Genomic DNA, 16,706 nt, shown 5'->3' with positions numbered 1-16,706 from the left:
GCGCTTAGGACGCCCGTCTTAAGTTAGTGGGTGTCTTTGAGGTGTTTGTCCAGATAGGCCTTTAACTGGGCGTCACTCTCTTTTCTCTTCTTGCGTTCATGCTCGTCCATGGCGTTCATCACCTGACGCTGGCATTCCAGGCGGTTATTCTCCCGCTGCAGCGGATTGGTGGCGTGGTCGGTCTGGGCGTCGCACAATGCGCTGGCACAACCCGAAAGGCTGGCCAGGGCAAACAGGCCAACGAAAGTGTGTTTGATGGCGGATATTATGGTCATATCGTCTCGAATATAAGATTTTTACAGCGATTTGCCATAGTCCGCCATTATAAAACCATTTGCCGCCTGCGGCACAAGTGAAAAAACCTAAAGAACTTGTGGTATTGCTGGGCGCCTTGCCTAGTGCTGGGTCTAAACGAGGCTAAGTTAAGCCAAGACCCAAGCCTAAGCACTGCGATTGAGCTCGGCAAACTCCCGTTTCAGCTGATAGTCGCTATCGGTGACGATACGCTCCAGCACGCTGACGCGCTCGGCCAGTCGCTTATTTTCCTGTCTCAGGCGGCTCATCTCATCCGTGTCGCCCCTTGTAGGGCGGCGTCTCTCTTGCCTGAGGCGGTATTTATAGAGTTCGCTGAGGCTGGTGGCGACCACCAAGACCAACATGACGATCATAACCACTTGTTGCTTATCCATAGCATGCTCCTTGTAGGGCCACCCGATGGCGGCCCTTGTCGATGACAAAGTCGGGGTTAGAGTCCGAAGACGATTTTCTCGCTCTTGAGTGAGCGCTCCATGCCCAGGGCCAGTGCCAGGGCGATGACGAAGGTGATGGCACTGGAGAGCGCCAGCTGCGTCATGGGGATCTCCTTGCCCTTGATGAAGGCGATCAGCGCCTGCATCTGCCCCGATATCGGCAGCCACTGCAGGGTATCTGGCGCTATGTTGTAGCTCGCCGCCATCGACAGCATCATGGGCACGATCAGCACTATGGTCAGGTAGGACTGCGCCTCCTTGAACGACTTGGCCATGAAGGAGACGAACAGCTGCAGCGCCGCCGCCATCAGGGCGATGGGCAGGCCGATCGCCAGCATCAAGAGGATGAAGTCGACATTGATGTTGACCGAGAAGCCCAGCTCCTGCCAAGGCACGAAGCCATAGGCGACCTTAGAGATCACTAGGGTGAGGATTAGCCCCAGCATGGCGAAGATGGTCACCGCCGCCACCTTGGCTAGTACGATATCCCGGGTCGATACCGGATGGCTGAGCAGTAGGGCCAGCGAGTTGCGTTCGCGCTCGCCGGCGCTGGTGTCTATGGCCAGGTTCATGCCGGAGATGAACACCGCATAGACCATCATGAAGATGGCGACGCCTAAGATCATGCCGCCCTTGGAGTCTGAGGTGGCCTGATCTTCCACCTTGACCTTGATTGGCTGCATCACCTTAGGGTCTATGCCGCGGGCGATCAGTCGCAGGCTGCCCATCTCGGCGCTGTACTCTTGCAGCGCCTTCTCCAGCCGACGGATAGAAGACTGTAGCTTCTCGTTGGAGTTGTCGGCGATCAGCACTATCTCGGCGGCCTGACTCTTGGCCATGTTGGAGGCGTAGTCAGGGCTGATGACAAGCTCTATCTCCTTGCGATCGGCCTCATCACCCTGGCTTATCTCGTTGCTGGCGAGGTATTTCACCAGATCCGGTGCGCGCTCGCCGTGGGTGATGGTGATGTTAAGCGCCTCAGGGCTGGTGATCTGGCCGATGAGGATCATAAACATGCCGCACATCATCAGCGGCGCGCCGATGGCGTAGTAGAGGCCCGCCATCACGGAGCGCTTGTCCCTGGCGGCATCGGTCAGCTCTTTTCTGACCATGGTAATGATTGAACTGATCATGCTGCGATTCCCTCGTCGGTACCGATTAGCTGAATGAAGGCGTCTTCCAGTGAGGCCTGGCCCGTCTGTTGGCAGAGTTCCTGTGGGCTGCCGACGGCGACCACGCGCCCCTCGGCCATGACGATGACGCGATCGCACAGGGCGGCGACCTCCTGCATCACATGGCTGGAGAAGAGTACGCAGTGTCCCGCCTGTTTGAGATCCCTGAGCAGGTCGCGCAGCACCCGGGTGCTCATCACGTCCAGGCCGCGGGTGGGCTCGTCGAGTATGATATTGGTGGGCTCATGCACTATCGCCTGGGCCAGCGCCGTCTTCATTCTCTGCCCTTGGGAGAATCCCTTGCAGCGGCGATCGGCAATATCGTCCATGTGCAGCTTGCTCAGCACCTTGGCCGAGGCGGCCTTGGCCTGCTCGCGGGAGAGACCGCTAAGCTCGGCGAAGTAGCGGATATATTCTCTCGGCGTCAGGCGCTCATACAGGCCGAAAGGGTCTGGGAACAGGCCCAGCTGCTGCTTGGCGGCCACAGGCTGTTTGGCGACATCTATGCCGTCGATCTCGGCGATGCCCTGGTCTGGCTTGAGCAGGCCGAAGACGGTGCGCAGACAGGTGGTCTTGCCCGCGCCGTTAGGGCCCAGTAGGCCGGTGATCTGGCCGTCCAGCGCCTCGAAACTGAGGTCGTTCAGCGCCTGCACCTCGCCGATCCGTTTAGATAAATTCGATACCTTAATCATGGCGTGCTCCTTGCTGCTGGTCGCCACCGAGAGTGGAATGGCTAAGTGTGCCTTGTGGGATGGCCTCTACCGTGTTGGCGTTGAGGTAGAAGTTACGGCTGATATCTTTGCTCAGGCACTCCTGAGACAGGCCGTCGACGCTGCCACTGCTGATAAGCTCGGCGATCAGTGTGTTGGCGCAAGACTGATAGGCCACCCCGTGAGTCGCATAGGGGGCGACGAAATGCTTGGCATTGGTCAGCTTGGCCATGGCCAGCTCGCCCCAGCTAGGTGGCGTGGCCGGGTCTATCTGTCCCGATAGCACGAGTGTCGGCAGGGCGCTGGCTATGGGGGAGGAGAAATCCTCACCTACCGCCGGAATATGCCAGATAGGGCAGCTCAGATCGAAGGCCTCAAGCATCTCCCGACCGAAGTAACTCTGGCCTATCTGCTGACGCTCGGCCTCGCTGAAGCGGTGCCAGTCTTCGCCACAAACCACGGCCGAGTGCATGCCGGCGGCTATGCCAGTGCTGTTCATCGTGAGGGCGTATAGCCCCATGATGGCCTGAAAATTCCCCTCGGCCGCCTGGTGGATGGCGTGGGGCAGCAGCGCCCTGACATTGGGCATATAGAGCGCCATGCGGATGGCGCCCATAAATTTGGCGCGAGTCATGGTGAGCTGGGTCGACGCATTGGTGAGGGGATCGCGGGTCTGACTGATCTGCGGCCCCTGGCTGAGCTGCGCCTCGACCTGTTCTAGCTCAGCTTTGAGATTAGGGAACTCTTGATGACATAGGGCGTTGCCCTGGCAATCTTGGAGCAGCAGGTCGATGGCGCGGGTGATGGCATCGCCGATATTGAGCACACTCTGCTGCATGGGCACCACGCCGTCCAGCGTCACGGTAGCCAGGGCCTCTGGGTAGTGACGCATATAGAGCTGGGCCATGCGGGTACCGTAGGAGATGCCATATAGGTGCAGCTTCTGGTATCCCAGGGCTTGCCTTACAGCCTCAAAATCTTTAAGGGCAGTTTCGCTGCCATACTGGCTGACGTCGGCATCTATCTTGGCGAGGCAGGCCTTGGTCTCGGCGGCGATATCCAGCTCATCGTCGTTGAAGGCCAGGCCGCCTTCGAAGCCGGCGCCTTCACAGACGAGTTGGTTAGAGAGACCTGTGCCGCGCTGGTCGATCAGCAGTATGTCCCGCTGCTGGCGCACCTTGGTAAAGATCTTATCGAAGCTGGCGGCATTATCTATGGCCGATTGGCCTGGGCCACCGGCAATGGCGAGCAGAGCCTCTTTCTCGAAACTGGGTTTGATGGCGGGCAGAACCAGATAGTGGATCTGTATCTGTTTGCCCTGGGGCTTAGCGTAATTTTCCGGTACCGTGATGGCGCCGCAGCGCAGACGATCAGACAGGTCGTCCACATAGCAAGACTCAGATTTGCTGTCTTGCTGATCTGCTGGTTGAGCGTCTGCCCAGGTGGGCTGAGACAACAGCAGTAGCGCCAAGCAGGCGGGCAGGAGTAGCGCGGCTAGCCGCTGCTGCCGGGTGAATCTATTGGCCATCAATTTAACCTTTCCTTGAAGCATGATACCGATTCCTTAGTTGAAATTTACCGTATCTATGTTAATTTAGTACTGTATCGGTGTATCAATGTATTAATACAGTGAATAAAGGCTAATGCTAGATTTACTCAATGTCAACCCCAGTAATGGCGACCCCATCTACCGCCAGCTTAGCGATCAGATAGTGCGTCTGATCGTCGGCGGCCAGCTGCAACCCCAGGAGGTGCTGCCTTCGGTGCGGCAGATCGCCGAGCACCTGGCGGTCAATCCCATGACGGTCTCCCGCGCCATTCAGCAGTTGGTGGAGCAGGGCTGGCTCGAGCGTCGCCGCGGCCAACCCACCCGGGTGGCACAGCGTGGCGACAGCCAAGGCACCTCGAGTGCCGACCTGATGGCGCCACAAGTCAATTCACTTATCAACCAGGCTAAACAGTTAGGCGTTAGTCTGGAGGAACTCAATGCCATCATCGCCAAGGCATGGCAACAGGCGCAATAAAGGAACAGATGCAGATGCAAGAGAGCAATCAAGCCATATTAGCCTTTCATGGGCTCACTAAGGCCTTTGACGGCCAGCTAGCCATAGATGACTTGTCGATGACCCTCTATCCCGGCATGGTGGTAGGCCTGCTGGGGCAAAATGGTGCGGGCAAGTCGACCCTGATGCGTTGCGCCTTGGGGATCCTCGAGGTTACCGAGGGGCAGATAGAGATACTGGGCGGCACCAGCGACAACATCAGCTCGGCGCAGAAGGAGCTGATAGGCTATGTGCCTCAGCAACCCTTTGGGTATGAGGGCTTCACCGTCGAGCGCGCCCTGGCCCTGCATCGCAGCTTCTATCCTAACTGGGACAGGTCGCTGGAGCAGGAGTGGCTGAGCCGCTTCCAGCTTGATGGGGCGCAGCAGGTACAGCGACTGTCTGTGGGGCAACGCCAGTCGCTGGCGCTGATCATGGCCATGGCCTATCGCCCTAAGCTGTTGATCCTCGATGAGCCGGTTGCCAGCCTGGATCCTATCGCCCGGCGTGAGTTTATGTCGGATCTGTTCGACCTGGCGCTGGATGCCGGCTCGGCGGTGCTCTTCTCTTCACACATCACCTCAGATCTCGAGCGGGTCGCCAGCCATGTGGCCCTGATGCGCAAGGGCAAGCTGGTACTCTTCAAGGAGATAGATGCCCTCAGGGAGAGCGTGCAGCTGGTGAGTCTCAAGCCGGGCGAGTCTCTGCCCGAGGGGCTTGTTGTGCTCAATCGTCAGCAGGATAAGCTGCTGGTGGATCACTATGAGGCCGCCATGGCACCAAGCTTCACCTCGGTGACGCCAATGAACCTGGAACAACTCTTCATGGAGCTGCACAGATGATGCCTAAAGCGCTGCGCGGCATGCTGCGCTTCTGGCTGTTCGATGTGGGCAGTGCCAGTTTTCTCGGCACCGGACTGCTGGCGCTGGTGATGATGCTGGTGCTGGCGTTCTCGGGAAAATACGACGCCATGCCTATCATGCTGGGGATGATGCAGGTCTCTACCTGCGCGGCGATCGCCTGGCAACTCAATCGCCTGTCGGCCACCGAGTGGGCCAGCCTGGTGCCCGGCTACGCCGAGAGCATTCAATGGCAGGCGCTCATCGTGGGCATTATCGCTACCCTGATCTCGCTGAGTGCGGCGATATTATTGCCCCTCGAGGCGGCGGTTCAGCAGGTGCTGCTGGCGAGCCTGGCTGGGGTCGCCTTCATCTATTTCTGTCGCCGACACATCAAGGGGTTTTACTTTTCTTTCGCCCTGTTTCTGCTGCTGCCCTTTACACCTGAGATGACGGCGTTCCTGCCTAGTCTCAGCTTCTATCTGGTGCCGCTGGCTGTCGTGGGGCTCATCTATCTGATACGTGCTGATCTCAGGGCTGAGGTCTGGCACCTGGAGGCGAGATCTGTCTACCTCAATGGCCTGGAGATGGGCTGGTTCTGGTTGCCTAATCTGGGCTCAAACAGCCTGATGAACCGTCTGGACAGGTGGCTGCATCCGGTAAACTTCTTTGTCGGCCCCATGCTCTCCATGATGCTGGTGTTACTGCCTGCGCTGGCGCTGCTGCTGGGGCTGGTGAATTATTTTGTCAGCATCGAGCTGCCCGTGCTCTTCATCATGGGTCAGTTCAGCGCCGTCGCCTGTACCTTAGTGCACTGGAGCCGCGTGCAGAGATGGCGGGCGACTGAGACCCTCTATATCTTGCCGGGCTTCGACGGTAAACAGGGGCTGATCGAGGCCTTCGCCAGCGCCCAGTATCGTCTGCTGGGGTATTTCACCGGCACCATGGCGCTGCTGGCCACCTGCACCCTGATACTCAAGCCCGACTTTACCCTGCTCATCTGGAGCCATCTGGTGCTCAGCACCTTTTGCGTCTGCGCCTTCTTGCTGGGCCTGGGCTGCGCCGCCCGCAGCGCCATGCATATCTCACTGAGTATGTTAGTGGTGATCTGTCACGCCATCTGGTTGTCCACCGCACTGGTGGCACTGCGCGAGGGCAGAGACCTCACCACCTATGTGACCCTGGATATCGGCCTGGTGGCCTTTTCTCTGCTAACGCTTTGGTGGGGCAAGCGAAAGTTGTGGCGCGACGCCCTGGCCTAATCCTGATAGCGCCTGACTTTTGTGCTCCAATTAACATTATTGGAGCAAAAACTCTTATTTTTTGGCCGCCATTGCAGTAAAATGCGCCAAAACAGGTACAAGTGTACGCTAAAAGGGTCAGAAAATTATGTCGCTCCAACAGTATCATCCCATCAGCCTGATGCAGGCCCAGAGCCAGCAACGTGGCGATGCCATCGCATTGGAAGGCTATGGCTTATCGGCGCCTTGGCAACAGATCAGTTGGCGACGATTCGACGAGATTGGTGACCAGATCGCTAAGGCGCTGATCGCTTCTGGTTTTGCGGCTCAAGACAAGGTGGCGATCCTGTCGCAGAACTGCCCCCAGTGGACCTGTGCCGATGTCGGTGCCCTCAAGGCCAAGGCTGTGGTGGTGCCTATCTATCCCACCAGTACCCTGGAGCAGGCGCGCTACATCATAGATGACGCCCAGGCTAAGCTGATCTTTGTCGGCGATGCCGAGCAGTACCGCATGGCCCGCGAACTGCTTGCACTCTGCCCTAGCCTGACCCAGATCGTGGTATTCGATGCCGAGGTGGCACTTAAGCAAGAGGATACGGCTGTTCATTTCGATAGCCTGCTGACGCAAACCCATTCGCCCGAGGTCGAGGCCGAACTGGCTCGCCGTTTGGCTAACCTGGCCCTGGACGATCTGCTGACCCTTATCTACACCTCGGGCACCACGGGCGACCCTAAAGGGGTGATGCTGGATTATCGCAATATCGCCTCAGTGATCCGCCAGCACGATACCATTTTGCCCTTCACGCCTGGCGATGTGTCGCTGGCCTTCCTGCCGCTGAGCCATGTGTTCGAGCGCGGCTGGAGCTTCTATGTGTTATGCCGCGGCGGTCATAACGTCTACCTCAAAGATCCTATGACGGTGAAAGAGGCGATCGTCGATATTCGTCCCCACACCCTATGTGTGGTGCCGCGTTTCCTGGAGAAGGTCTACAGCGCGGTGCAGGACAAGGTGAATAAGGCGCCCGACACTCGCAAGAAGCTGTTCGCCTGGGCCATGTCTGTGGGTGAGCGTCAGTTCGAGGTGAGTCAAGGGCGCGCTAAGGCTTCCTGGTGGCTCAAGACCCAGTGGAAACTGGCCCATAAGCTGGTGTACAGCAAGCTGCAGCAGGTGCTGGGTGGCAGGCTTAAGTTTATGCCTTGCGGCGGCGCGGCGCTGGATCAGAACGTCGCCAGCTTCTTCCATGGCATAGATATTCCCGTGCTCTGCGGTTACGGCATGACGGAGACCACGGCGACCGTGACCTGTAATACCCTAGATAACCGTGTCGCCGGCTCTAACGGTAAGACGCTGCCAGAAGTCGAGATCAAGCTGGGTAAAGACAACGAGATCCTGGTGCGCGGCGATACCGTGATGCGCGGCTACTACAACCGCCCTCAAGAGACCGCCGACAGCTTCGAAGATGGCTGGTTGAAGACGGGCGACGCAGGTCAGATAGACGAGCAGGGCAACCTGTTTATCACAGACAGAATTAAAGAGTTGATGAAGACCTCCAACGGCAAGTACATAGCGCCGCAGCGGGTCGAGGGTAAGGTAGGTTGCTGCCCCTTCATCGAGCAGGTGGCGGTGATCGCCGATGCGAAAAACTATGTGACCGCGCTCATCGTACCGGCGTTCGAGTCGTTAGAGGCTTGGGCCGAGGAGAAGGGACTACATTACGAGTCGCCCATGGAGCTACTGCGCCACAGCCATGTGATCGAGCACTTCGAGCAGCGCCTCAAGCATCTGCAGCAGGAGCTGGCAGGTTTCGAGAAGATCAAGAAGTTCACCCTGCTGCCCGAGGCGTTTTCCATGGAGGCCGGCCTGCTGACGCCGACCATGAAGCTAAGGCGCAAGATGATCTACCATAAGTACGCCACAGAAATTAATGCTATGTATTCATGAGGATAATATAGCTATCACCTATAAATAGCTAAACACTTCGCCCCAGCGTCTAACTTCTGGGGCACTGGCATATTCAACGAATATGCCTTCAGTAATACCTAAGCACAGTGATACAATTGCCAACTTTATCTGGGCCTTCCACTTTTGAAAGTCGTTAAGTACGAGTTAGCTTATGTCCAAAGCCGTCCCTAAACAGTTTCGTTTCGATATTAATGGCCTGAGGGCCTGGGCTGTTATTGCCGTTATTTTGTACCATTTTGGCATTCCGGGCTTTGGTGGCGGCTATGTTGGCGTTGACATATTCTTTGTCATTTCCGGTTTGCTTATGACACAAATTATAGTAACTGGACTGGAAACTAATACCTTTTCATATAGACACTTTATCCTGTCTCGGGCGAAGCGTATTTTTCCTGCCTTAGCTGTGCTTTGCATTGCGCTGGTGATATTTGGTTGGTTCTGGTTATCGACCATAGATTATCAAAAACTAGGCACCCATATCGTTGGCACGGCGCTCTTTATTTCGAATCACAAATTTAATAGTGAAGCAGGTTATTTTGACGTGGCGTCCCACGAGAAATGGCTGCTTCATACCTGGTCATTATCGGTGGAGTGGCAGTTTTATCTACTCTTACCGCTGATGCTGGCATTGGCTTGGAGAATTTGCGGGGCTCGAGGAGTCATGCTTGGCTTGAGTTCTTTGTTAATCGTCTCGTTGGGTTTGTCCATATATATGGTACGGGTTGATCTGAGCGCGGCCTTTTATTTACTGCCCTATAGAGCCTGGGAAATGCTTGCTGGGGGGCTTGTCTGGTGGTTGATGCGACATCGCCAGTTGCAACCCAGGGCGGCTATTGTCATCGAAATACTAGGCTTATCTCTGATTTTGCTGGCCATTTTAGGCTTCAATGCAAATATGCCTTGGCCGGGAGAAAATGCTCTAGTACCGGTGTTGGGGACGATGCTGGTACTGGCGGCAAGTAGGCAGAAATCGATTTTGACGGTCAATCCCGTAGCGACCCGAGTGGGGTTGATTTCATATTCGCTCTATCTCTGGCATTGGCCTATTGTTGTTTTTCTAGGTTATTCAGACCAATACAATAATGTAACCTGGATAATAGGGGGTCTGCTATTAACTCTATTATTGAGTGAATTATCTTATCGAGTTATCGAGACAAGCACACGTCGTCGACTCAATTTATTGGGAACAAAGCGGGCGGCGCAGATTCTATTTGGCGTGCTTTTACTCACTGAGTTATCTGCCGTAGGAATTCGGCATTTACAAGTTGATGGTCGGTTGCCAGAAGCGGTTGAGTTGGCCAGTCGTGAGACGTTTAATCGTAACCCCAGGTTGAAAGAGTGTTTACTCAGTGCAGGTCGAGATATAACGCAATCGCCTTGCAAACACGGTGAGGGCGAGCTGAAGGCTGTTGTGGTGGGTGATAGCCATGCGAATGCCGTGGTGTCCAGTGTTGTCGCAGCGGCGGGAAGTGATGCCAGCATAGAGGAGATGAGTTATAACGCATGTCCAACGCTACAGGGGGCTAGACTCAAGTCGCCAGGTTCGACTTGTCACCAGTTTAATGAACAGGTTATTAAATATCTTTCCCATAAGAGTGACGTGCCAGTAATTCTTGTGGCCAGAATTACTGGGGCGATATTTGGGTACAATGAGCGCCATGAGTCTAAGAGTCTACCCACTCTCTATTTTGGTGAGGATGCAACACAGACTACCGAGCAGGTACTTAAGGCCTATGAGGAAGACCAGCTTCAAACCGTGTGTCTATTGAGCCAATATCGCCCTGTTTACTTGATGCGCCCTATACCTGAGATGGGGGTAGATGTTCCCCAGATGCTTTATCGGAAACAGATGTTTTCTCAAGCGGCGCAAGATATCTATATTGATGAATCTGATTATCACAGACGTCACGATGCTGTATGGCGGGCTCAGGATAAGGCTGTGGGGGCATGTGGCGCCAAGATATTAGATCCCTTACCTTATTTGTGTCACGATGGGCGATGTATGGGGAGCCTGGAAGGGCGACCTTTATATTTTGATAGCAATCACCTTAGTGAATATGGCAATAAATTACTCGTACCCATGTTCGAGAAAATATTTAAAAACTAGTTAACCACACTTAAGTCTATGTTTTAAAATGATAATAATAAGGGGTGCCTGTGCCGTTACGCTCTTTCAGTTTAACCATTCAACCCAGATTCAATGAAACCGATGGCCTGGGCCATATCAACAATACCGTGATGCCCGTCTGGTTCGAGGCGGCGCGCGAGCCTATCTTCGCCATCTTCAATCCCTCGCTCAACCTGGCCGAGTGGAACCTGATTGTGGCGGGCTTCACCATAGCCTACACCTCGCCGACCCAGTATGGTCAGCCGGTGGAGATCAAGACCTGGATCAGCCGCGTGGGTAACGCCAGCTTCGAGGTGGCGCAGCAGAGTTGGCAGGGCGGCAAGATGACCGCCGAGGCCAAGACCACCTTAGTGCATTACGACTACAGTATCGACAAGAGCCGACCCATAGGGGAAGAGGTGAAGCAGGCCCTGCTGACCCTGACCGGCGAATAAACGGGTTACAAAAACTTCTGCACGTACCAGCAACTGGCGTTGATGGCGAGTTGCTGGGACTTGGCCCACTCCAACCCATGGCGTACCAGGCGCCCGGCCACGCCCTGACCCCTGAGGGGATCCGGCACGAAGGTCCGTACAAAATCCACCTTATCACCTTGCCGCTGATATTCTAATACCGCATCATGGCCTGCAATCGACAACACAAATCGCTGCTGGTCGGCCTGGTGTAATATCGTCTCCTGGGTCATAGTCTGCTTCTCGTTTGGTTGGATGACTCTTAACGTTAGCACAGGGTGAGGAGATAAGTCACAAGATGATTCGGTCAACATTTAGCTTAGGGGGAGCGGCTTGATAAGCCTATCTTTCAGTCGTTTAAAGCACGTTGCGGCCCAGGGACTTGCGGCATTGGGACTCACGCTCCTGTTAGGGAGCGGCACCACTGTCTTGGCCCAGGAGATCGACATTCGTGGGGCGGTCGAGTCCAAGGTGAAGGGGGATATCACCAGTGCCATGGTGCTGACCGACGCCAACCTGATCACCTTAGGCATAGTCGACTTCAACCCCAACACCATAGTGGACCTGAGCGAGATAGGCGATATCAACGCCGGTGACGAAGAGTCGCTCAAGCGTCGCAGTCAGCTGACCTCCTACACCTTGCCCTGGGAGAGCGACACAGTGCCGCTCTCGCCCGAGTGGTCCCAAAGCATCCAGGTGCGCCTCTCCTACGTGCACGCCAGCGACAGCATACAGGGGCTGGAGGATGAGACCATCAGCAGTCCGATCAAGGATACCAGCTACCTGCTGGCGGGCGAGTATCGCTGGAAGTATCAGATAAATGAGCAGTGGCGGGCGGTCTTTGGCCTGGGGGCGCAGTTTATCTGGTTGGAAAACCGCCTAACCTATAACGATCCCGTGCTGCGCAGCGTCAGTGGCATTCTCGATGACAAGCTGGTGAACACCAGCTATGGCGCCATCATGTTCGACCCCAATGCCGAGCTGACCTATACCGGTGACCTCATGGGGAACAAGTGGGAATTTATCAGCACCCTCAGATACGGCATAGGTCGTAGCCTGCTGACCGACGATGGCATGCAGGCGGTGACGCCTCAGGTCGGGCGACTGAGCAACGCCCTGGTGTTTCACTACGGGCTGACCGACTTCTTCGATCGTCAGAACGAGATGCGCCTGCTGGCCAAACGGATCGATCTCAGCGGCGATGTGATAGACCCCATGGGGACGCGCCACTACTACGAGTTCGGCGCCGGCTGGGTTGTGCAGACCCCCTCGCTGTCTGCCTGGCTGCGCAACATAGGGATAGGCATCACACTCAACATCAACAGCGGCCTGAGTGGCGGCGGCATAGTGTTGCTGTTTAACGAGGAGATGTGAGCCCGACACAATCGAGATTAGTCGATGCAGTGATCCTTGAGCACGGCCAGTAACTCGTCGGGCAGATTTGCCTTGGCTTGTTTATTGAAGTCGAACATGACGGCGACCGAGGAGCCCTTGGTAGTAATCGCCTGTTGCTGCTCGCTGAACACCTGATAGTGCATGGTGAAGCGGTCCTTGTGGATGTCGCTGATACTGACGCCGATCAATAGGGTGTCGGGGAAGGTGACCGGACGCTTGTAGCGTGCATGGTTGTCGCTGATCACTGGGCCCATGCCGTATTGATAGAGCTTATCCAGCGGAAACAGCTGGTTAAAGAAGTCTATCCGCGCCGTCTCGAAGTAACGGAAATAGACCGCATTGTTGACGTGCTTCAGGGCGTCCATCTCGCCCCAGGCGACCGGGATACGGGTGTGAAAGGGAAATTGGCTAGCGAACTGCTCCATATCTTAACCTTCAATTTTCAAACAAGCGTTTAGTTTTGGGTTAAGATATCAGTATCTCGACACAATACCAATCCCTGAGGGCGTTCGAGTGGCTAATGAATCAGGATGAGGCTTTCTCGCGTTCTTCGATTTGTTCGGCGAGCGGGCAACAAAAAAGGCACCCTGGGGTGCCTTTATTTTTTAACCGACAGATTAGAAGCTCAACTCTTTAAAGTTGGTGATCTGCGGGTAGTCGCCGGTACGCTGGGTAGTCTCGCGCACCATCTGCATCACACGCATGCCCGCCTGCTCGGCAGCTTTGAGCTCCTCGAGCACATCCGAGACAAACAGCACCTGCTTAGGCGCCAGGCTGATGGTGTTGATGATGTTAAGGTAGGCCTGTTTAAACAGCTTGTTGCCGGTGCGGGTGTCGAAATGGCCATCGAAGTATTCGGTCAGGTCGCCGCCGTCGCTGTGGCTGAACAGCAGCTTCTGGGCATCCACAGAGCCAGAAGAGAAGCTATAGAGACGCACGTTCTGCGCCTTAATCTCTTTCACGCTGTCGATGAAGTCAGGGTAGATGTGACCCTTAAATTCGCCCTTGGCGTAGCCCTGTTTCCAGATCAGGCCTTGCAGCGTCTTAAGCGGAGTGGCCTTGCGATCTTCGGCAATCCACTGTTGCAGTATCTCTACCACGCGCTCCAGTGAGGCGTCCGGTTCCAGCGCGATATCTTTCACGTCGCTGATGCAGTTGTCGACCAATACATTAGTTTGATTATCTTCTAAAAAATCAGCGAGTGCCTTAGACGAATAGGGAAAAAGGGTGTCCTGAATAAAGTTCAGATCGGTTGTTGTACCTGCTGTATCTACAACTATGGCTCGAATACCCATAACGTTGGCTTACTCCACTATGCATTAATAGAAATGATTCGCTTAAATGACAGGCCAGATCCTAAGCTGAAAACGCCCCTTTGGCTAGTGAATTATCGCCCAAAGACGAGCGAAGGCGCAGCGGATCACAAGGGGAAACAGGTCTGGCGTTTTCGGGTGGAGGTTTGACTTGCTTTTGCTTAAATATCATACTCATTCGCTTGGGTCGTAAAACATGGAAAGGGAAACAAGGAAGGGCGAATGACTCTTAAATACCCCATTTATTAGTTGCTTATCCGCACTTTCTCATGTCCACCTGGTAACGGCTCAGGTCGCCCAATCACTTAACAATAATAAGGAATACACGTGATAAATAAATGGATTGCTGGTGTTATCTTACTGCTCGGCAGTGGCTTGAACCTGGTTCAGGCGGCGCCGACCAACCTTGAAACGCTGATGGTTAAGGCGCCGGGCGTCGACAAGCCCATGGCCTTCAAGGTCACCCTGCCCGCCAGTTATGGCGAGAACCTAGATAAGCGCTATGTGCTACTGTTCGACTTCCATCCCCGCAGCCGCGGCTATCTCGAGGGGATGCATGACTGGATGAGCCACAACGGCGACTGGCCTTGGCTGGAGACCATAATCGTCACCGCGCCCGACGGCGACCAGGCGCTGGGCAAGTTGAAGAGTCAGGCGATAGAGCAGGAAGGCAGCGTCGCCCTGCTGGATTTCATGGAGCAGTCGCTGCTGCCCGCGATCGACGCCAAGTATCGCACCAATGGCTTTCGTATCATGAACGGCTTTACCGGCAATGCCGGCCTGGTGCTCTACACCTTGCTTAATCGCCCCGAGCTGTTCAACGCCTACCTGGCGGCGAGCCCGGTATTAAGTGACGATTTTGCCTATGTGATCAAGTCGGCCGCAGACAAACTGGAGCGCTTCAAGGGCAAGCCACGCTACCTGATGCTGACTACCAGCGACAGCGATTTCGAGCAGCGTCAGCTGGCGGATTTCGCGGCTTTAGAGGAGCTGCTCGAGACGACCAATCATCCGGCGCTGCACTATAAGGTGAAGCGTTTCGACGGCACCTACTATATGACCCAGCCGATCCTGGCGACCGCCTACGGCATAGAGTGGCTGTTCGACGACTACCACAGGGTGCTCTCGCCAGACTCAGCGATCGCCAAGGGCGGCGTGAAGGCGATTCTCGACCACTATAGTTACCTGTCGCAGCAGAAGTATGGCTTCCCCGTGCCGTCCACCGATTCGCTGATCGCCCTGGCGGACGCCGAGTTTGCCAAGGATAGCGACAAGGGGCTGGCTGTTTATCAGGCGGCGGTGGAGGCCAATCCCGACTCCCACACCGCCCACGATGCCCTGGCAAGGGCCTACGGCGAGCTGAAGATGTATGACTTAGCCATTGCCCAGCAGAAGCAGGCGCTGGCCAAGACAGACCATCCCTTCTGGACCCGTAAATACAGTGAGAGCCTGGCGGCGCTAGAGGCGCAGCGGCACTAATTGATTCTACATAAGGCTCTTCGCCGTTTACCTGTGTTGAAATAGGCTGGCATCTGCCCTCTTTTGGTGCAGATGCCAGTGTGTTTCGGCGCAGTCAGAGCGAATTGCACGCCCAGGCTCCGGCGATTCATCTCCTTATCAGCCTCCTCCTGCCTGGGTTTTCGCCCCGTGGCGCGGCGTTTTCCTCTGTCTTAGCCGGGTTTCTGTGCCCGCGAGAGGGATTGGCGCCATAGTTGCAAAGCTTAGAGCCGTTATCTAAGGGGAGCAGTCTATGGCGGCAATGAGTTACTTGAGCGTGATCGAGCGGTACCATGAACATGAGCAGCTGGTGAAGGAGCTGCTGGAGTCGATTCTGGTGGGGATAAGCGATCCCCTGATGTTGTCCGACCCTGGCTTTCGGGTGCGGGCCATGGCCGAGATCGCCAACAGCTATCCCTTTATCGAGTTGCTCTATGTGCTCGACGGCGATGGGGTGCAGATCAGCGACAACGTGGCCATAGTCAATCGTGTGGTGCAGGCGATCCCAGTGGGGCGCAACCTGAGTAGAAGCCACAGGCCCTACTTCTCCAAGGCGCAGGAGACGCAGTTGCTCAAGATCACCACTCCCTACCTCTCCAATGCCAGCGGCCAGCTCTGCCTGTCGGCCTCCTATCGTATCGAAGACGACTCGGGCCGGGGTTTTATCGTGGTGGATATTAATCTCACTCAATTGATAGAGTTTATGATGGGCGATCGGGCCAGACGGCGGGCGACGCCCCTGTTCAAGGGGGTCTATACCGCGCTGGTGGTCGGGCTGTTTATCATGGTGCTGGTGCTCATCAGCATGGCGACCGTGGATATCGCCGCCTTGCTCGCCGAAGGGTTGGTGCCCAGTGGCTCCATCAAGCCCTTTAGCATCATCATCTTCATCACCCTGGCTCTGGCGGTGTTCGATCTGGGTAAGACGATCCTCGAAGAGGAGGTGTTGATGCACAAGGATATCTTCCGCCACAGCTCAACCCGGCGCACCATCACCCGCTTTATCTCCACTATCTTGATCGCCATCTCCATCGAGGCCCTGCTGACCATGTTCAAGGCCTCTCTGGGAGAGATGAAGTATGTGCAGCCCGCCATCGGCATGATGTTCGCCGTCGTCGGCCTGCTGGTGGGGCTGGGGATCTATGTGTTTCTCGGCGCCAAGGCCGAGCTACTGCTCAAACAGGGCAATGGTAAGCCTTAGGCCCTTG

Annotated in this window: 17 protein-coding genes; 9 read left to right on the top strand and 8 right to left on the bottom strand. The window is 55.7% G+C overall.

Going from position 1 to position 16,706, the window contains the following annotated elements:
- Nucleotides 1-23: 23 nt before the first annotated feature.
- The 5 genes from K0J45_RS19385 to K0J45_RS19365 all read right to left on the bottom strand — a co-directional run bounded on the left by K0J45_RS19385 (nt 24) and on the right by K0J45_RS19365 (nt 4,183).
- Entirely contained in the window at nt 24-275 is a 252-nt protein-coding gene (locus tag K0J45_RS19385; protein ID WP_011867578.1) for a hypothetical protein, read from the bottom strand.
- A 165-nt stretch (nt 276-440) separates the two neighbouring features.
- Nucleotides 441-689: a hypothetical protein gene (locus K0J45_RS19380; protein WP_220043751.1), complete on the bottom strand. Its 249-nt coding sequence runs from the start codon at nt 687-689 to the stop codon at nt 441-443.
- Nucleotides 690-745: 56 nt separating this feature from the next.
- The gene (locus tag K0J45_RS19375; protein WP_220045365.1) at nt 746-1,879 is read right to left on the bottom strand and encodes an ABC transporter permease; all 1,134 of its coding nucleotides are present in this window, start codon (nt 1,877-1,879) and stop codon (nt 746-748) included.
- Entirely contained in the window at nt 1,879-2,613 is a 735-nt protein-coding gene (locus K0J45_RS19370) for an ABC transporter ATP-binding protein (RefSeq protein ID WP_220043750.1), read from the bottom strand. Before K0J45_RS19370 ends, K0J45_RS19375 begins: the two co-directional genes overlap by 1 nt.
- Entirely contained in the window at nt 2,606-4,183 is a 1,578-nt protein-coding gene (locus K0J45_RS19365) for an alpha/beta hydrolase (protein ID WP_258406734.1), read from the bottom strand. Before K0J45_RS19365 ends, K0J45_RS19370 begins: the two co-directional genes overlap by 8 nt.
- Nucleotides 4,184-4,274: 91 nt before the next feature.
- Here K0J45_RS19365 and K0J45_RS19360 point away from each other — a divergent pair, with 91 nt between their 5' ends.
- The 6 genes from K0J45_RS19360 to K0J45_RS19335 all read left to right on the top strand — a co-directional run bounded on the left by K0J45_RS19360 (nt 4,275) and on the right by K0J45_RS19335 (nt 11,275).
- Entirely contained in the window at nt 4,275-4,655 is a 381-nt protein-coding gene (locus K0J45_RS19360) for a GntR family transcriptional regulator (RefSeq protein WP_011867573.1), read from the top strand.
- 14 nt (nt 4,656-4,669) lie between these two features.
- Complete coding sequence (locus K0J45_RS19355; RefSeq protein WP_258406733.1) at nt 4,670-5,515, top strand: ABC transporter ATP-binding protein; 846 nt, start codon at nt 4,670-4,672, stop codon at nt 5,513-5,515.
- Nucleotides 5,512-6,774 carry a hypothetical protein gene (locus K0J45_RS19350; protein WP_220043748.1) on the top strand — a complete coding sequence of 421 codons (1,263 nt, stop codon included), beginning with the start codon at nt 5,512-5,514 and terminating at the stop codon, nt 6,772-6,774. The genes K0J45_RS19355 and K0J45_RS19350 overlap by 4 nt, the downstream gene beginning before the upstream one ends.
- A gap of 127 nt (nt 6,775-6,901) precedes the next feature.
- Entirely contained in the window at nt 6,902-8,695 is a 1,794-nt protein-coding gene (locus tag K0J45_RS19345; RefSeq protein ID WP_220043747.1) for an AMP-dependent synthetase/ligase, read from the top strand.
- Between the two features lie 172 nt (nt 8,696-8,867).
- A complete protein-coding gene (locus tag K0J45_RS19340) occupies nt 8,868-10,820 on the top strand; it encodes an acyltransferase family protein (protein WP_220043746.1) in 1,953 nt (650 codons plus the stop codon).
- Between the two features lie 50 nt (nt 10,821-10,870).
- On the top strand, nt 10,871-11,275 hold the full coding sequence (locus K0J45_RS19335) for an acyl-CoA thioesterase (protein ID WP_011867569.1): 405 nt from the start codon (nt 10,871-10,873) through the stop codon (nt 11,273-11,275).
- Nucleotides 11,276-11,280: 5 nt separating this feature from the next.
- On the opposite strand, the gene K0J45_RS19330 is transcribed toward K0J45_RS19335, so the two are convergent.
- Nucleotides 11,281-11,526, bottom strand: a complete 246-nt coding sequence (locus K0J45_RS19330; protein ID WP_220043745.1) for a GNAT family N-acetyltransferase — start codon at nt 11,524-11,526, stop codon at nt 11,281-11,283.
- A 100-nt stretch (nt 11,527-11,626) separates the two neighbouring features.
- On the opposite strand from K0J45_RS19330, the gene K0J45_RS19325 reads away from it, so the two are divergent.
- Nucleotides 11,627-12,667 carry a Solitary outer membrane autotransporter beta-barrel domain gene (locus tag K0J45_RS19325; RefSeq protein WP_220043744.1) on the top strand — a complete coding sequence of 347 codons (1,041 nt, stop codon included), beginning with the start codon at nt 11,627-11,629 and terminating at the stop codon, nt 12,665-12,667.
- Between the two features lie 17 nt (nt 12,668-12,684).
- On the opposite strand, the gene K0J45_RS19320 is transcribed toward K0J45_RS19325, so the two are convergent.
- Together K0J45_RS19320 and mtnC are read right to left on the bottom strand one after the other, a co-directional pair.
- Nucleotides 12,685-13,113 carry an acyl-CoA thioesterase gene (locus tag K0J45_RS19320; RefSeq protein WP_220043743.1) on the bottom strand — a complete coding sequence of 143 codons (429 nt, stop codon included), beginning with the start codon at nt 13,111-13,113 and terminating at the stop codon, nt 12,685-12,687.
- A gap of 192 nt (nt 13,114-13,305) precedes the next feature.
- Nucleotides 13,306-13,983 (bottom strand): acireductone synthase, encoded by a 678-nt coding sequence (gene mtnC, locus K0J45_RS19315; RefSeq protein ID WP_220043742.1) that lies wholly within the window; start codon nt 13,981-13,983, stop codon nt 13,306-13,308.
- A 345-nt stretch (nt 13,984-14,328) separates the two neighbouring features.
- Between mtnC and K0J45_RS19310 the strand changes: the two genes are divergently transcribed.
- Together K0J45_RS19310 and K0J45_RS19305 are read left to right on the top strand one after the other, a co-directional pair.
- Entirely contained in the window at nt 14,329-15,480 is a 1,152-nt protein-coding gene (locus K0J45_RS19310; RefSeq protein WP_220043741.1) for an alpha/beta hydrolase-fold protein, read from the top strand.
- Nucleotides 15,481-15,751: 271 nt separating this feature from the next.
- Nucleotides 15,752-16,699 carry a PDC sensor domain-containing protein gene (locus K0J45_RS19305; protein ID WP_220043740.1) on the top strand — a complete coding sequence of 316 codons (948 nt, stop codon included), beginning with the start codon at nt 15,752-15,754 and terminating at the stop codon, nt 16,697-16,699.
- The last annotated feature ends 7 nt before the right edge of the window (nt 16,700-16,706 follow it).

It is taken from the genome of Shewanella alkalitolerans, assembly GCF_019457575.1.
Taxonomy (GTDB): domain Bacteria; phylum Pseudomonadota; class Gammaproteobacteria; order Enterobacterales; family Shewanellaceae; genus Shewanella; species Shewanella loihica.
This window is presented reverse-complemented; position numbering and strand designations above follow the sequence as displayed.

Excerpts from the sequence above, each read along its gene's own strand:
- K0J45_RS19365 (WP_258406734.1), bottom strand. The coding sequence starts at position 4,183 with ATGCTTCAAGGAAAGGTTAAATTGATGGCCAATAGATTCACCCGGCAG.
- K0J45_RS19330 (WP_220043745.1), bottom strand. The coding sequence starts at position 11,526 with ATGACCCAGGAGACGATATTACACCAGGCCGACCAGCAGCGATTTGTG.
- K0J45_RS19350 (WP_220043748.1), top strand. The coding sequence starts at position 5,512 with ATGATGCCTAAAGCGCTGCGCGGCATGCTGCGCTTCTGGCTGTTCGAT.
- mtnC (WP_220043742.1), bottom strand. The coding sequence starts at position 13,983 with ATGGGTATTCGAGCCATAGTTGTAGATACAGCAGGTACAACAACCGAT.
- K0J45_RS19340 (WP_220043746.1), top strand. The coding sequence starts at position 8,868 with ATGTCCAAAGCCGTCCCTAAACAGTTTCGTTTCGATATTAATGGCCTG.
- K0J45_RS19380 (WP_220043751.1), bottom strand. The coding sequence starts at position 689 with ATGGATAAGCAACAAGTGGTTATGATCGTCATGTTGGTCTTGGTGGTC.
- K0J45_RS19345 (WP_220043747.1), top strand. The coding sequence starts at position 6,902 with ATGTCGCTCCAACAGTATCATCCCATCAGCCTGATGCAGGCCCAGAGC.
- K0J45_RS19305 (WP_220043740.1), top strand. The coding sequence starts at position 15,752 with ATGGCGGCAATGAGTTACTTGAGCGTGATCGAGCGGTACCATGAACAT.
- K0J45_RS19360 (WP_011867573.1), top strand. The coding sequence starts at position 4,275 with ATGCTAGATTTACTCAATGTCAACCCCAGTAATGGCGACCCCATCTAC.
- K0J45_RS19370 (WP_220043750.1), bottom strand. The coding sequence starts at position 2,613 with ATGATTAAGGTATCGAATTTATCTAAACGGATCGGCGAGGTGCAGGCG.
- K0J45_RS19385 (WP_011867578.1), bottom strand. The coding sequence starts at position 275 with ATGACCATAATATCCGCCATCAAACACACTTTCGTTGGCCTGTTTGCC.
- K0J45_RS19355 (WP_258406733.1), top strand. The coding sequence starts at position 4,670 with ATGCAAGAGAGCAATCAAGCCATATTAGCCTTTCATGGGCTCACTAAG.
- K0J45_RS19320 (WP_220043743.1), bottom strand. The coding sequence starts at position 13,113 with ATGGAGCAGTTCGCTAGCCAATTTCCCTTTCACACCCGTATCCCGGTC.